The 14,859-nt window shown below is 64.9% G+C and carries 13 protein-coding genes; 12 read left to right on the top strand and 1 reads right to left on the bottom strand.

Features of this window, described 5'->3' with window-relative positions:
- Nucleotides 1-5: 5 nt before the first annotated feature.
- The 12 genes from AC3WON_RS00720 (at nt 6) to AC3WON_RS00665 (ending at nt 11,849) form a co-directional block, all read left to right on the top strand.
- The gene (locus tag AC3WON_RS00720) at nt 6-1,355 is read left to right on the top strand and encodes an NAD(P)/FAD-dependent oxidoreductase (protein ID WP_492350865.1); all 1,350 of its coding nucleotides are present in this window, start codon (nt 6-8) and stop codon (nt 1,353-1,355) included.
- Nucleotides 1,356-1,524: 169 nt separating this feature from the next.
- A complete protein-coding gene (locus AC3WON_RS00715; protein ID WP_116385477.1) occupies nt 1,525-2,211 on the top strand; it encodes a TetR/AcrR family transcriptional regulator in 687 nt (228 codons plus the stop codon).
- A 166-nt stretch (nt 2,212-2,377) separates the two neighbouring features.
- Nucleotides 2,378-3,667: an acyl-CoA dehydrogenase family protein gene (locus tag AC3WON_RS00710; protein ID WP_492350864.1), complete on the top strand. Its 1,290-nt coding sequence runs from the start codon at nt 2,378-2,380 to the stop codon at nt 3,665-3,667.
- A 99-nt stretch (nt 3,668-3,766) separates the two neighbouring features.
- Nucleotides 3,767-4,135: a hypothetical protein gene (locus tag AC3WON_RS00705; protein ID WP_116385475.1), complete on the top strand. Its 369-nt coding sequence runs from the start codon at nt 3,767-3,769 to the stop codon at nt 4,133-4,135.
- Between the two features lie 23 nt (nt 4,136-4,158).
- Nucleotides 4,159-5,610: a flavin monoamine oxidase family protein gene (locus AC3WON_RS00700; protein WP_492350863.1), complete on the top strand. Its 1,452-nt coding sequence runs from the start codon at nt 4,159-4,161 to the stop codon at nt 5,608-5,610.
- A 9-nt stretch (nt 5,611-5,619) separates the two neighbouring features.
- The gene (locus tag AC3WON_RS00695) at nt 5,620-6,279 is read left to right on the top strand and encodes a c-type cytochrome (protein ID WP_116385473.1); all 660 of its coding nucleotides are present in this window, start codon (nt 5,620-5,622) and stop codon (nt 6,277-6,279) included.
- A 37-nt stretch (nt 6,280-6,316) separates the two neighbouring features.
- On the top strand, nt 6,317-6,985 hold the full coding sequence (locus AC3WON_RS00690; protein ID WP_492350862.1) for a hypothetical protein: 669 nt from the start codon (nt 6,317-6,319) through the stop codon (nt 6,983-6,985).
- A 13-nt stretch (nt 6,986-6,998) separates the two neighbouring features.
- Complete coding sequence (locus tag AC3WON_RS00685) at nt 6,999-8,075, top strand: phosphotransferase (protein ID WP_116385471.1); 1,077 nt, start codon at nt 6,999-7,001, stop codon at nt 8,073-8,075.
- Nucleotides 8,065-8,883 carry an SDR family NAD(P)-dependent oxidoreductase gene (locus AC3WON_RS00680; RefSeq protein WP_258874708.1) on the top strand — a complete coding sequence of 273 codons (819 nt, stop codon included), beginning with the start codon at nt 8,065-8,067 and terminating at the stop codon, nt 8,881-8,883. Before AC3WON_RS00685 ends, AC3WON_RS00680 begins: the two co-directional genes overlap by 11 nt.
- A 17-nt stretch (nt 8,884-8,900) precedes the next feature.
- On the top strand, nt 8,901-10,019 hold the full coding sequence (locus AC3WON_RS00675) for a Re/Si-specific NAD(P)(+) transhydrogenase subunit alpha (protein WP_492350861.1): 1,119 nt from the start codon (nt 8,901-8,903) through the stop codon (nt 10,017-10,019).
- A gap of 10 nt (nt 10,020-10,029) precedes the next feature.
- Nucleotides 10,030-10,371 (top strand): NAD(P) transhydrogenase subunit alpha part 2, encoded by a 342-nt coding sequence (locus AC3WON_RS00670; RefSeq protein ID WP_092306425.1) that lies wholly within the window; start codon nt 10,030-10,032, stop codon nt 10,369-10,371.
- On the top strand, nt 10,371-11,849 hold the full coding sequence (locus AC3WON_RS00665) for an NAD(P)(+) transhydrogenase (Re/Si-specific) subunit beta (RefSeq protein ID WP_492350860.1): 1,479 nt from the start codon (nt 10,371-10,373) through the stop codon (nt 11,847-11,849). The genes AC3WON_RS00670 and AC3WON_RS00665 overlap by 1 nt, the downstream gene beginning before the upstream one ends.
- Before the next feature lie 261 nt (nt 11,850-12,110).
- On the opposite strand, the gene AC3WON_RS00660 is transcribed toward AC3WON_RS00665, so the two are convergent.
- A complete protein-coding gene (locus AC3WON_RS00660) occupies nt 12,111-14,801 on the bottom strand; it encodes a winged helix-turn-helix domain-containing protein (protein WP_492350859.1) in 2,691 nt (896 codons plus the stop codon).
- Between the last annotated feature and the right edge of the window lie 58 nt (nt 14,802-14,859).

Genomic DNA, 14,859 nt, shown 5'->3' with positions numbered 1-14,859 from the left:
CAGACATGGCTGGGTTCGACGGGCAGCGCAAGCAGGCGTACCGCGCGCTCGGTGGCTGGGTGGAGCCGCCGCATGATCCGCAGCCCGAACTGGAGGGTGAGGCGGCCGCGGATGTGATCGTTGTCGGTGCCGGCTTTGCCGGGCTCTCCACCGCGCTGGAGTTGGCCGCGCGCGGCGCAAAAGTGATCGTGCTCGAGCGCGAGTTCGCCGGCTTCGGCGCGAGCGGGCGCAACGCGGGCTATCTCGCGGGTGGGCAGGGGCTCGAGTACGACCTGTTCGTGAAGCGCGTGGGACACGGGCAGGCGAAGCAGATCGTGCGCTTCTACGATGAAGGCGTCGGCTACGTGGAGCGAAAGCTTCGAGAGTACGGGATCGATTGCGACTACAACGCCTCGGGCATCATCCGCGCGGGCGTTCATCCGTCACAGGAGAAGAGGCTGCGCGAGAGCATGCGGACCGGCGTGGAGCTCGGCTCACCGGGGGAGTTCCTTGACTACGCCGCCATGCGCGCGCGCGGCATTCCGCCGGCGTTCCTGTTCGGTTGCCACATACCAAGCGGTGGCACGCTCGATCCGGGGAAGTATGTGATGGGATTGCGGCGTGCGGCGCTGCGTGCCGGGGTGAAGATTCACGAAAGCACAAAGGTGCTGTCGTGGTCTGCCGGTCCCACCGTCTCGGTGCAGACCGAGCGGGGCCGCGCACGCGCACCATTGCTGGTGCTCGCGACCAATGCCTATACGCCGCAGCTTGGCCTGCTGCGCGACAAGGTCATGCCGCTGCGGGTTTCGGCGATCGAGACCGAGCCGCTGACCGCTGCGCAACTGGCTTCGCTTGGCTGGCCCCGTCGCGAAGGCATTGTGACCGCGCACTGGACGATGGAAAGCCATCGCCTGACGGCGCGCAACACGCTGGTTCTGACGACGAAGCGGCTGCGCTACATGTACGGCCGGCAGACACCGAATGTGCCGGATGAGGCCACCTATCGTGAACTGGCGAGGGGCCTGCGAGATCGATTCCCGATGCTCGGAGAAGTTGCCGTTCGTTCGTGCTGGAGCGGGTATATCAGCTTCGCCTACGACGCACTGCCCGTGGTCGGCGAAGCAGACGCGCAGCCGAACATTCTATATACGTCCGGGTGTTCGGGGCATGGCGTGGGAACGCAATCGATGATGGGCCTGCTGCTGGCCGAACGCATTAGGGGTAACGGGCACCCCCTGCTTTCGGCGTTGCGCCACAAGACGCCGTCAACCCTGCCGGAGCCGCTGCAGTGGTGCGCGGCCAATTTTGCGCTGGGCGTGGCCAACTGGTTGGATGACCGGGTCAACCACAAGGTGCGGCAAGCCGCGCTTCGGTAAGGCATGGTGACATGCCATTTCACTGCCATTTTTGAAAGGAGGGGGCCGCCGCCGAAGAGATTCTGGCGCCATACGCGCCGACGGGCGTCAGCTATAATGACGCCCGCCCAGCGATCCGCTGGCGCGATCCTTTCCCAGCGCCAAATGGCCCTGATTCAAGGCAGAAGAGATGACTGTGCCTACGGAAAAGCGCACCGCCAAGAAGCGGCGCACATCGACCGCAGCGTCCACCGGAGCAGACCCCGAAGGGCTGCGGGCTCAAGGCTTGCGCACGCGCAATGCCATAATTCGCGTAGCCAGGAAGCTGCTGCTCGAAGGCGGCAGCCTGGAATTCTCGCTGCGCGCCGTGGCCCTCGGCGCTGGTATCAGCATCAGCAACCTCCAGTATTACTTTCCGACCAGGCAGGCCGTGCTGCGCGCCATCATGGCGCCTATCATCGACGCCTACCTCGAAGACCTGAAGCGAGCGCTGGACAGCCGCCTGTCGCCGCGCGAGGCGCTCGACGCGCTGCTGGGGAAGGCGCTCGCCGACGCGAGGAACGTCAAGGACTCGGCGTTGTGGTGGCACTTCGTTTCGCTCGCCTCCACCGATCCCGAGTGTGCGCGCATGTTCGACGAGTGGTATGACACGCTCACCCGCGGCATCGCGGAACTCGCGCGAGCCGTGAATCCGGAACTGAAGACGGCCGATAGCCTGCACGCAGCCTCGCTGCTGATCGCCTTGGCCGATGGTCTCGCGTTGCAGCTTGGCGCGGGACGCCGCAAGCGTGCCTACCCCGGCGGCCTGGATGAAGCATTTCGTGCCACCGTCAATCATCTGCTACTGGGGGAGCGCTCGACCGCAGAGGCCGGCTAGCGATCACATCGTCGTTGCAGGGACGCGGAAAGACAGGGATAACCCTGTCTTTTTTTATATCTTTATGTTTGGCAACATGACCTATGTTTTGTATAGTGTTCTAATTATGAGCGGCCGGCCTAGCAGTCATCGGGGTCGCTTGTGTCCACGAAGAAAGGAGACAAAGATGATTCGTCTGAACAAGACCGCGGCCTTGCCCGCAGTCGGCCTGACCGGTTTCGAGACGCCATTGAGCGAAGAGGAAAACGCGATCCAGCAGACCGTCCATCGCTTTGCGCGCGATGTCCTGCGGCCGATCGGCCGGGAACTGGATCGCATGACGCCGGAGGAGATGATCGCGCCCGGATCGCCGTACTGGGCCGCAATGATGGAAGGCGCGAAGCTGGGACTCGACCCGCAGCTCATTGCGCAGTTTCCGCCGGAGGTCGCCGTTCGCATCGAATCGCTGATTGGCGAGGAACTCGGGTGGGGCGATGCGGGCCTAGCCGTTTCGCTGGGCGCCGCGACCATGCCGCTGACGATGGCGCAATCGCTCGGCAACCAGGAACTGGTCGAGATGTGCACGGGCAAGGTCGGCTGCTGGATGAATACGCAGCCCGACCGCGGCTCCGATGCCGCGATCCTGTACAGCGAGGAACTGAGCGTGGGCGGCAGGCAGCCGGTCGGCAACGTCACCGCAAAGGTCGGTGCCGATGAGATCGTCATCAACGGGCAGAGTTCGGCGTGGGTATCGAACGGATCGGTGGCGCAGGTCGCGCTGGCCTACATGGCGGCGGACTACGGCGACGGCTTCCATGGCACAAGCGAGCATGGTGCATTCACCAACGGCATTGGCCTGATCCTGCCGCTCGACCTGCCGGGAATCTCCCGCGGCAAGCCGCTGGACAAGATCGGCCAGCGTTCCCTGCCGCAAGGCGAGATCTATTTCGACAATGTCAGGGTGCCAAAGCGCTTCGCCATTGCGCTGAAGGATGAGTACCTTGGCAACCTGGCCTCGACCTGGTCGTTCGCGGGCACCCACATGTGCCAGGTATTCGTCGGCGTGGCGCGCGCAGCCTTCGAACTGGCGCTGGCTTATTGCCACGAGCGCAAGCAGGGCGGGGCGCTGCTGATGGATCACCAGATGACGCATTTGCGCGTGGGCGAGATGCTGCGCCGGCTGGAGATGGCGCGCGCCATCGCACGTCGCAGCCTGGCGTTCGCGCGCCTGTCGCCGCAGAGCCACCCCTATGCGACCGCGCAGGCCAAGGTCAGCGTGACCGAAGAGGCGATGAAGATCACGCATGAGGCATTCCAGCTCTTCGGCGGCAACGGCACCACGCGCGAGTTCCCGATCGAGAAGCTCTTCCGCGATGTGCGCTCCGCGCTGATCGAGGACGGCGAGAACTACGTTCTTGCCTCGCGTCTGGGCGTGCTGGCGGGGAGGCTTTACCAGAATGGCTGGGCGCACGAGTAAGCGTTCTTGCATTTTTCCGGGCCTGCGTCAGACACCGGCCGTCGCAGCGGATCACCGGGACGCACCGGACAAGCCAGCCCTTTGCAGTGAGAAGCAGTCATGACGACATGTTTCAGCGCGAGCACGGCCGCATGGGGGCGGCAGCCCGGCTCCAGCGAACTGCTCCACCGGATCCGCGCCTCGGTGGCTCGCATTCGCGTGGATGCGGCAAACGGCGCCGGCATCGAAGGGCGCCTGTCGACCCTCCTGCGGCACGCGCTCGCGGCGGGCTCGCCATTCGATATCGCGCTGGTGCTCGGCAGCGCGGCGGAGCTCATGTTGTTCCCGGAGCCAGAGGTCCTCGAGCAATGTACGGCCGCCGTGCAACAGGCTGATCAGCAGGCCCTGCGCGGACTGGTCTGGGCGGTCAGGCACAGAAGCATGAGAAGCGGGAAGGGCGCCCGCAGGTTCACGCTCGACTTGCCATGAGGCATAGAAAACATTGAATCACCATGGTGAAGCATTCAATCAATACGCAGCGCAGGCAACTGCTTAAACTCGCGGGCATTTCGACTGCCGCAGGCAGTATTGGCCTGGGGCCGGGGCTGGCGCATGCCGGCAAGCCGGATGACGTCCTCGACGTCGTTATTGTCGGCGCGGGCCTGGCAGGCCTAACGGCGGCCCGGGACCTGAGCCATGCCGGCTGCAAGTCGTTTGTCGTGCTCGAGGCGCGCGGTCGGGTTGGCGGGCGGACCCTGAACTACGACGTGGGTTCGGGGCAGGTGTCGGAGGTCGGCGGCCAGTGGATCGGCCCCGGCCAGACCGCCGTGGCCGATCTTGCGCGCGAACTGGATGTCGGCACGTTCCCGAGCTACTACAAGGGAAACACCGTCATCCTCGGCGGTGACGGCCGCGTGGAGATGGACCTCAAGGGCACGTTTGGCAGCGACGAGGCGATAGGGAGCAAGCTCAGCGGGCTTTCGCGTGAAGTGCCCTCCGGCAAGCCGTGGCAATCACCGAAGGCGGCCGAACTGGACAAGCTCTCGGTCGGCGACTGGCTGGCGAAGCAGAGCATCAAGGCGGAGGACCGCACCGGATGGAATGCGAGCATCACGCTCTCCGGCGGTGTGATGCCGGCCAAGATGGGACTGCTGCATTTCCTCTCGATGATCAATTCGGCCGCCTGCGACTACATGCAGCTCGACAGCATCAAGCATAGTGCGCAGGAAACGCGATTCGTCGGTGGCTCGCAGATCCTGAGCACCAGGATGGCGCAGGCATTGGGCAGCAAGGTGCGCCTGTCGAGTCCGGTCCGCCGGATCTCGGGCTGGGACCGCGACGTCGTCACGCTGCACACGGACCAGGGCGAGGTGCAGGCCCGCCAGGTGATCATGGCCCTGAGTCCGCCCTTGTGCCAGCAGATCCAGTTCGATCCACCACTGCCGGGAAAGCGTGCCGCGCTGCAACGGGCCTGGCCCGCTCACTCGCCGGCACGGAAGACGGCCATGGTCTATGCCCGTCCGTTCTGGCGCGACAAGGGTTTGAACGGACATATCTTCCAAGTGAACGGGCCCATCCTGTGGGCCTTCGACAATTCGCCCCCCGGCGGCGAGATCGGCGTCATCAACGCCTTTGTCTCGAACGCGCAGGTCCCGTCGGATCACAAGGCCGCGCAGAAATTCCTGACGGCGCTCTACGCCCGCGCCTTTGGCCGCGAAGCGCTGTCCCCGGTGTCATACCACGATCACGACTGGGGCCGCGCTGATCCATGGACGATCACCTGCGTCTCCGCGATCCCGCCGGGTTTCTGGAGCACACACGGCGCGGCCTTGCGCCCGCCGTGCGGCAAGCTCATCTGGTCCGGCACCGAGACGGCCGAGATATGGGCCGGCTACATGGACGGCGCCGTGCGATCGGGCCACCAGGCTGCGCTTGAGGCGCTCAACGCTCTGCGTCGCGCATAGGAGGCAGAGATGAAGAAACGGATATTGCTGGGCGCCGCCGGCGCCATCGTTGCCGGACTGCTGGCTTACTTCGGGCCAGACCTGCTCGGCCTCTATCGGCTTGACCGCTATATCTCCGCGTCCGCGGCGGCCTACGAGACCAATAGCGGGCCCTGGCCTCACGTGACTGATGCCTGCATCGGGTGCCACGGCGTCAAGGGCAACTCGATGCATCAGGGCTACCCGAGCCTGGCCGGCCAGCCGGCGCCGTACCTGGCGGCCCAGCTCCGCAAGTTCGCTAGCGGCGAGCGGCCCAACCCGACCATGGGGCCGCTGGCCATGACCATGAGCGAGACCGAGATCAACCACCTGGCCGATCACTTTGCCCGGCAACCCCCCGGCGACAACCGGAGCTTCATGCCGGATGCGGTCTTGCGGGAGAAGGGCAGGCAACTGGTGGCACAGGGCAATTGCGCCGCTTGCCACGGTGGGCAACTGATGGGACGTGAGCAATTCCCGCGCCTTGCCGGTCAAGGCTATGACTACCTGCTTGCGCAGTTCGACGCGTTTGCCAATGGCGCTCGCAGCGATCCGACCGGAATGATGACGCGCATTGCCACAGCAGCGTCCCCGCAGGACCGCAAGGCGATGGCGATCTACCTTGCGAGCCTTGCTCCGCAGAAGAAGTGATGAACTTCCCCCTGGAAAACGTATACCTGGAGTCGTGATGGAACTCAGCTTCTACATTCTCTGCCTTTCGATGGCCACACTGGTGGCGACGTCCCTGATCTTTGGCCTGAAGTTTCTGGGCAAGCGCAACTATCTTCTCGGGTTCGAGTGGCTGGTCGTGACGTTCTCGGCATCGAACTTCCTGCTCTATTTCCTGGGGGGTGTGCAGTTCTCCTATCGCATTTCATACTTCCTGGATGCATTCTCGAGAGCCTTCGGCATTCCGGTCATCGCGACCGCCGGCCTGTTGGCCGTCACGCATCGGTACAAGCCGTCCATCGTCGGGGATGTCCTGTTCTTTGGCGCCGCCATCGCGGGAACGGCCGTCCTGGTCTCGGCCGACTTCATGGTGCAGCTCCGGCCGTACTTCTACGTCGCGATGTGGTCCGCATTCTCGGTGTATCTGGTCTACTTTGCCTGGAGATTGCTGAGCGCCGGGGAGGGCCTGCATGCATTCGCCGTAGTCGTGGTCTTGCTGACGTCGCAGGCCATCGCCAGCATCTATGACTTCCACAAGATTCCCGGTGACGACGAGCAGGCCATTTTCTATATCCTCGCGTGCCTTACGTGGTCGCTCATGTGCGTCGTGATGTATTACGCCTATGGTGCGCTGGAGCGCGCGGAAAAGCGCGAGGCATCGCTGTCCGCGATGCTGGCGGCCCGGTGAACAAGGCGTTCATATGAGTAAGGACTTTTCCGCGTTCGCCGGCACGCGCCCGGTAACGGTAGCCATCGGGTTCGATCCCTCTGCACTGCAGGCATGGATGACGCAGCACGTGGAGGGCTTCGTCGGCCCGCTGACCATCGAGCAGTTCAACGGCGGCCAGTCCAATCCAACCTTCAAGCTGGTCACGCCGCGTCAGGCTTACGTCATGCGTGCCAAGCCCGGCCCGCGGGCAAGGTTGCTGCCGTCGGCGCACGCCATCGAGCGCGAGTTCCGCGTGATGGCAGCGCTCGCCGGCACCGACGTGCCGGTGGCGAGGACGTATGCCATGTGCGAGGACGAGACCGTGATCGGCCGGGCCTTCTACATCATGGAGCACGTCGAAGGGCGGGTTCTGTGGAACCCTTCCCTGCCCGGCATGGGCGAGCACGAGCGCGCGGCCATCTACGACGAGATGAACCGGGTCATCGCGGCGCTGCACAGCATCGACTACAAGACTGTTGGCCTTGGCGACTATGGCAAGCCTGGCAACTATTTTTCCCGCCAGATCGAGCGGTGGAGCAGGCAGTACAAGTCTTCCCAGACCGAATCCATTCCGGCGATGGATGCACTCATGTCATGCCTGGCCCAGCACATACCGCACGAGGCGGAGGAACAGGTTTGCATCGTTCATGGCGACTACCGGCTCGACAACCTCATCTTCCATCCGACTGAGCCTCGAGTGCTTGCGTTGCTTGACTGGGAACTCTCGACGCTGGGGCACCCGATGGCGGACTTCAGCTATCACTGCATGAGCTGGCATATCGAACCGGGCCCGCTCCGGGGCATGGCAGGCGTCCACGCCGCGAGCCCGGGTATCCCGGACGAGGCCGCCTATCGCCGTGCCTATGAGCAACGTACCGGACGCGAGACTGGGGAAGACTGGCACTTCTACCTCGCCTTCAGCATGTTCCGCACCGCCGGCATCCTGCAAGGGATCATGAAACGGGCAGCGGATGGCACGGCGTCGTCCGCGCAGGCGCTCGAAACCGGGAAACTGGCCGGGCCGGTCGCGGCGATGGCCTGGAAGCACCTGCAAATGCATGCGCGCTGAACGGCATTTTTTCCAACATCACAGCATCATGGCGAATTCAACACCGACCCCTATCGCGCAGCCCGGCTTTGCCGGCTTCCTAGACTTCACCGGCAAGACGGTGCTGGTGGTTGGCGGCTCCAGTGGCATCGGCAACGGCATTGCCCAGGCGTTCCGGCAACTCGGCGCAGAGGTGCACGCCTGGGGCACGCGTGCCCGCGCGTCCGACTACAGCGCCGACGAAGGCTCGGATCTCTCCGGCTTGCACTATGCGCAGGTGGACGTCTCCGACCAGGCCGCAATCCGCTCCGTGCAACCCGCCTTCGGGCGTCTGGATGCGCTGGTGCTGTCACAGGGCACTATCCTGTACAAGCGGGCCGAGTTCGAGATGGAAGCTTTCGACCATGTCCTGCGGCTAAATCTATCCAGCGTGATGGCCTGCGCGGTCAAGTTCCGGCCGATGCTCCGCGAGAGCCAGGGTTCCCTGGTTACGCTGAGCTCGATCGCGGGCTTCCGGTCCGTGCGGGGAAACCCGGCCTACGCCGCTTCCAAGTCCGGCGTGGTGGGCCTGACCCGCACGCTGGGTGAAGCGTGGGCGGCCGACGGTATCCGCGTCAACGGCATTGCCCCGGGGCTGGTGGATACCAAGCTCACCAAGGTGACCACGGCTTCGCCGGCGCGGCTCGATGCAACGCTTTCGCGCGTGCCCCTTGGCCGCATGGGCTTGCCGCACGAAATCGCAGGGGTTGCCGTTTTCCTGGCCTCTCCCTTGGCTTCGTATATGGTTGGTGAGACGCTGCTTGTCGACGGGGGGCTGACTCTGGCCTGACAAGGGAATCTATTGATATGCAAATTGGTATTCCACTGGAAACGCTTCGCGGCGAGACTCGCGTCGCCGCCACCCCGGAGACCGTCAAGAAATACGTCGCCCAGGGCCACAAGGTGGTCGTGCAGGCCGGTGCCGGCCTGAACGCCAGCCAGCCCGACGGCGCGTATGGGGCGGTCGGCGCCACCATCGGCAGCGCCGCCGACGCGCTCGGCGCGCAACTGGTGCTGAAGGTGCGCGCGCCCGATGCCGCCGAGCTGGCGCAGATGAAGCCCGGCGCGGTGCTGGTGGGCATGCTCAATCCCTTCGATGCCGAGAACAACGCGCGCATGTCGGCCGCCAGCATCACCGCCTTCGCGCTCGAAGCCGCGCCGCGCACCACGCGCGCGCAGAGCATGGACGTGCTCTCGTCGCAGGCCAATATCGCCGGCTACAAGGCCGTGCTGGTGGCCGCACACCACTACCAGCGCTTCATGCCGATGCTGATGACCGCCGCCGGCACCGTCAAGGCCGCGCGCGTGCTGATCCTCGGCGCGGGTGTGGCCGGCCTGCAGGCCATCGCCACCGCCAAGCGCCTGGGCGCGGTGATCGAAGCCTCGGACGTGCGTCCCGCGGTCAAGGAACAGATCGAATCGCTCGGCGCCAAGTTCGTGGACGTGCCGTTCCTGACCGACGAAGAGCGCGAGATCGCGCAGGGCGTGGGCGGCTACGCGCGCCCGATGCCGCCGGACTGGATGAAGCGGCAAGCCGAGCTGGTGCACCAGCGCGCGCTCCAGGCCGACATCGTCATCACCACCGCGCTGATCCCGGGCCGCAAGGCACCGGTGCTGCTGCAGGAAGCCACCGTCGCGCAGATGAAGCCGGGCTCGGTGGTGGTGGACCTGGCCGCCGCGCAGGGCGGCAACTGCCCGCTGACGGTAGCCGACCAGGTGGTCAACCACAACGGCGTGATCCTGATCGGACATACCAACCTGGCCAGCATGGTCGCGGCCGACGCCTCGGCGCTCTATGCCCGCAATGTGCTGGACTTCCTCAAGCTGATTCTGGACAAGGAAGGCAGGCTGGTGATCAACAAAGACGACGACATCGTCGCGGCCTGCCTGATGACAGGGCAAGCCGAAGCGGCGCTAGCCGGTTAAGGAGAAGTCGATGGAGATGGTGAACCACACGGTGATCAACCTGATCATCTTCGTGCTGGCGATCTACGTGGGCTACCACGTGGTCTGGACGGTCACGCCGGCCCTGCATACGCCCCTGATGGCGGTAACCAACGCGATCTCGGCCATCATCATCGTCGGCGCGATGCTGGCCGCGGGTCTGACCGAAGGCGCCACGGGCCGCATCATGGGCACGCTGGCGGTGGCATTGGCCGCGGTCAATGTGTTCGGCGGCTTCCTGGTGACCCAGCGCATGCTGGAGATGTTCAAGAAGAAGGAACCGAAGGCCAAGGCGCCCGAGGCCAAGCCGGCACTGGCCAAGGAGGGCGCGTGATGGCGGGCCTCGTCAGCATGAACCTCGTCACCCTGCTCTACCTGGTGGCCTCGGTCTGCTTTATTCAGGCGCTCAAGGGGCTGTCGCACCCGGCCTCGGCGCGCAAGGGCAATGCGTTCGGCATGATCGGCATGGCCATTGCCGTGGTCACCACGCTGGTGCTGATCGTCAAGCTGAAGAACGACTTCCTCGCCGCGGGCACGGCCCAGTCGTCGGTGGGCACCGGCATCGCGCTGATCTTCGCCGCGCTGGTGGTGGGCGGCGGCATCGGCGCCTATGTGGCCAAGAAGGTGCAGATGACCAAGATGCCGGAACTGGTCGCGGCGATGCACTCGCTGATCGGCCTGGCGGCGGTGTTCATCGCGGTGGCGGCGGTGGCCGAGCCGGCGGCGTTCGGCATCAGCCCGGCCGGCTCGCACCTGATCCCGCTGGGCAACCGCATCGAGCTCTTTATCGGCTGCTTCGTCGGCGCGATCACGTTCTCGGGCTCGGTAATCGCCTTCGGCAAGCTGGCCGGGCGCTACAAGTTCCGCCTGTTCCAAGGCGCGCCGGTGGTGTTCGCCGGCCAGCACATGCTGAACCTGGCGCTGGCGGTGGCCATGGTCGGCTTCGGCATCGCCTTCTTCATGACGCAGGAATGGCTGCCGTTCCTGGTGATGCTGGCGATCGCCTTCGTGCTGGGCGTGCTGATCATCATCCCGATCGGCGGCGCCGACATGCCGGTGGTGGTGTCGATGCTGAACTCGTACTCGGGCTGGGCGGCCGCCGGCATCGGCTTCTCGCTGAACAACCCGATGCTGATCATCGCCGGCTCGCTGGTGGGCTCCAGCGGTGCGATCCTGTCGTACATCATGTGCAAGGCGATGAACCGCTCGTTCTTCAACGTGATCCTGGGCGGCTTCGGCGGCGATGCGTCGGCTGGCGCAAGTGCCGGCGCGCAAGCGCAGCGCAACGTCAAGTCGGGCTCGGCGGACGACGCAGCCTTCCTGATGGGCAACGCCGAGACCGTGATCATCGTGCCCGGCTACGGCCTGGCGGTGGCACGCGCCCAGCACGCGCTGAAGGAGCTGACCGAGAAACTGTCCGAGAAGGGCGTGACCGTGAAGTACGCGATCCACCCGGTGGCGGGCCGCATGCCGGGCCACATGAACGTGCTACTGGCCGAGGCCGAGGTGCCCTACGACCAGGTCTTCGAGATGGAAGACATCAACAGCGAGTTCGGCCAGGCCGACGTGGTGCTGGTGCTGGGTGCCAACGACGTGGTCAACCCCGCGGCCAAGACCGATCCCAAGTCGCCGATCGCGGGCATGCCGATCCTGGAGGCGTACAAGGCCAAGACCATCATCGTCAACAAGCGCTCGATGGCCGCCGGCTACGCCGGGCTGGACAACGAACTGTTCTATATGGACAAGACCATGATGGTGTTTGGCGACGCCAAGAAGGTGGTCGAGGACATGTTCAAGGCGGTCGCAGCATAACTCCGACACATGGAGCGAATATGTCTGCGGAACTCCGGTATTGCCGGGAGGTGGATCTCAGTAAACTGGATCTCGACCTCACCGGTATTACGGCCAATATGACCGGTGTCGAATGTCGGAGCAGCAACTGCCATTCGCGGGCTAGACGGGAATGACCGGGAATGGCCGGCAAGCGACCGCTCGCCGGCCGTGACGGCATCAAACTTCAGTCTGCTCCGCCATCTAACTGGGTGTTCGGCGGGCGGCGGAGTGATCGCGCCGTCAGTCGATCAGGCCGCGCCTGCGCGCGACGGTTACGGCATCGTAGCGGCTCGGAACCCCCAGCTTCTGGAACACGTTCTTCATGTTCCACTTCACTGTGTCCAACGTGAGGTTGAGGGTCAGTGCGATCCGCTTGTTCGACATGGACTGCGCGGCCAGGCGCAGAATTTCAATTTCGCGCGGCTTGAGCTCGGGGCCGTTCGCCTGCGCGTCGGGCTCACCGGCCTGCTGAACCGGCGTATGCGCCGCGACGCCGCGGCGCAGGACCTCGACCAGATAGTCACCGCCGGAGCCGGGGCCAAGGGTGGGCTGCAGTTGCTGCAAGGCCTGCCGGACGCGCTCACCTTCATCGAGCAACGTGCGAACGAGCCCTAGCCTCTGGGCTGTTTCGACAGCAGTCCGCAGAAGGCGCATGGCTTCGGTGGCCTCGTCCATTTCAGCAAGAGCAGTGCCTGCTAGCAAATCGGCCTGCACCACGCATTTTTGCCGCCCGTATGCCATACCGTAGCTGCGCAGCGTTTCTGCGCGCGCCAGCGCTTCGTTCCAGTCCATGCCGGACAGCGCTATCCGGGCTCCGGTCAGGGCCGCGATCGCCGCGATCTCGGCGAGGAAACCGGTTCCATCGCGATAGCGGCTGGCCAATCGGTCAAGTTCGGTCTGCGGCTTCCGGGCGGCATCCTGATGGTTTAACTGGAGTTCCAACCGCGCTTGTCCTGCCAGCACATAGGCCAAAGGCCGATCCAATGCCAGCTCGCGGCAGCGGACTTCCTCCTCGCTCAGCGCGTGCAGTGCCTGCGCTGCCGATGCCTGCGTCGCCATCAGGCGGCTGCGGACGATGATCGCAAGCGTCATCGGCTCGGGCGAGGAGAGACGCAGCAAATCGAGCCGGTTGGCCAGCACGTCGTTCGCCTCGGCCAGCAGGTCGGCTTCGTAATATGCGTTGGCGAGGAATGCCGCGCTGTTGACGGCCGACACCGAACGCCGGCCGTGCGCTGCCTCGGCGCGCGCCACCAGGGCGCTGCCGATCCGGATGGCCTCGCGATTGTTGCCCTCGAGCAGGTGGCTGAGCAGCAGGGTCGATTCGGCCACCAGGGCCATGTCATCCTGAAGCTCCGAGCGAGGCAACCGCGCGATGTGCTCGTGGAGCGAGCGGGCGTCCTCGTACCGCCCGGCCGCGCAATAGGAAAAACTAAGCACAGCCAGGTGCGCCTGGCGCAGGAAGCGATCGGTCAGGGTTTCGAAGTCTGACGGCGCCACGAGGGCCAATGCGGCTTCGGTGTCATCGCGTTGCAGCGCGATGCTGGCCCTCAGGTAGAGCGCGTGCAAGGCATGCTCGGGCGCCAGCGTGCCGGGTGTCTTCTCCAGCCGCTCAAGCCAGCCCTGGGCGTCGCGCCAGCGGCCTGCGGCCACCAACGCCCAGCAACCGAGGAGCAGCAGCCGGGGATGGCCCAGCAGCATATCGGCCGGAAGTTCGTCCATCCAGTGTTGCAGCGTGCTGAAGAAGCTCATGCTGCGGATTGGCAGGTCAGCCCGCTCGACCAGGTGCACCGCGGCCTCGGTGTCGTGCGCGTGATAGGCGTGACGTAGCGCTTCAATCAGGAGGCCGCGTTGCTCGAACCACTGGCTGGCCCGCGCATGGATCTCGCGCATGATCGCAGGATCGCGCTGTTGCAGCCGGTCCTGGAGGAAGCTGGCGAAAAGCGGATGAAGTCGGTACCACGGCTGGGGGCTGTCGAACTCGGCCGGCAGCAGGAAGAGGTTTTCACGCTCGATCTGGTCGAGCAGCGCGCGGGCCTTTGCATTGTCTGTGACGTGTTGCGCCAGATCGGCATTGAAGCGGCGCAAGACGGAGAGCTTCTCGATGAAGTCGGTGACGTCTGGCGCCAGATGGCGCACCACGTCTTCGGAAAGATAGCGCTGCAGATCCGTGCGGCGATGCAGCATCTGAGAGAGCACCTCCCGGTTGGCCGGGCTGCGCTTGAGCCGGATGCAGATCATCTGAAGGCAAACCGGCCACCCGTCGGTGATGTCGTGGATCAGGCGCGCATCGTCCGGCAAGACGTCGCCGAGGTGCTTGGCCAGGAAGTCCTGCGTTTCCGCGAAATCGAACGGCAGGTCGGGGAAGGTGATCTCCGACAGCTCCCCGGTCAGACGCTGGCGGCTTACGGCAAGCGGTGGATGGGTCCGTGAGGCCAGGATCAGATGCAGGGTCTCGGGCCCGTGATCCACCAGACCCTGGATCAGCGCATGGGTATCGCTGTCGTCGACGTGATGATAGTCGTCGATGAAGAGGAACACTTCCTGGCGTCGCTGGCACACCGCATCAACGATGGTCGCGACCAGTCCTGCAACCGGCAGATCGGCACGCACCTCAGAGGCCAGGGCAGTCCCGTCATCGACGTGCAGTCCTGCCTGCTGTAGTGCGCCGGTCAGATAGGCGCGAAACTGCGGCAAGTGCCGCTCGTCCGGTGACAGGGACAGCCAGCAGACCAGTTCCCCGTCCTTGAGCAACTGCTGGCGCCACTGGGCCAGCAAGGTCGTCTTGCCAAAGCCCGCACTGCCGCACACCAGCGTCAGCCGGCTGTCGCGCGAATCCAGCAGCCGCGCCAGCAGCTTGGACCGTGGCGTGGACTGCGGGCTGATGCGCGGCGGCGCGAACTTGGTGGGGATAAGAAGGCGATCGGGGGCCAAGCCAGGGTCTCCTGCTGACATGCGAAGGGCATCTTATCGGAAGTGCCGCGGAAGGTCG

Source organism: Cupriavidus sp. FW305-46 (genome assembly GCF_058787075.1).
Note: the sequence above shows the minus strand (reverse complement) of the source record. Positions and strands in the feature narration are given on the sequence as shown.

Coding starts and splice junctions, on each gene's coding strand:
- AC3WON_RS00720 (WP_492350865.1), top strand. CDS start 6: ATGGCTGGGTTCGACGGGCAGCGCAAGCAGGCGTACCGCGCGCTCGGT.
- AC3WON_RS00715 (WP_116385477.1), top strand. CDS start 1,525: ATGACTGTGCCTACGGAAAAGCGCACCGCCAAGAAGCGGCGCACATCG.
- AC3WON_RS00710 (WP_492350864.1), top strand. CDS start 2,378: ATGATTCGTCTGAACAAGACCGCGGCCTTGCCCGCAGTCGGCCTGACC.
- AC3WON_RS00705 (WP_116385475.1), top strand. CDS start 3,767: ATGACGACATGTTTCAGCGCGAGCACGGCCGCATGGGGGCGGCAGCCC.
- AC3WON_RS00700 (WP_492350863.1), top strand. CDS start 4,159: ATGGTGAAGCATTCAATCAATACGCAGCGCAGGCAACTGCTTAAACTC.
- AC3WON_RS00695 (WP_116385473.1), top strand. CDS start 5,620: ATGAAGAAACGGATATTGCTGGGCGCCGCCGGCGCCATCGTTGCCGGA.
- AC3WON_RS00690 (WP_492350862.1), top strand. CDS start 6,317: ATGGAACTCAGCTTCTACATTCTCTGCCTTTCGATGGCCACACTGGTG.
- AC3WON_RS00685 (WP_116385471.1), top strand. CDS start 6,999: ATGAGTAAGGACTTTTCCGCGTTCGCCGGCACGCGCCCGGTAACGGTA.
- AC3WON_RS00680 (WP_258874708.1), top strand. CDS start 8,065: ATGCGCGCTGAACGGCATTTTTTCCAACATCACAGCATCATGGCGAAT.
- AC3WON_RS00675 (WP_492350861.1), top strand. CDS start 8,901: ATGCAAATTGGTATTCCACTGGAAACGCTTCGCGGCGAGACTCGCGTC.
- AC3WON_RS00670 (WP_092306425.1), top strand. CDS start 10,030: ATGGAGATGGTGAACCACACGGTGATCAACCTGATCATCTTCGTGCTG.
- AC3WON_RS00665 (WP_492350860.1), top strand. CDS start 10,371: ATGGCGGGCCTCGTCAGCATGAACCTCGTCACCCTGCTCTACCTGGTG.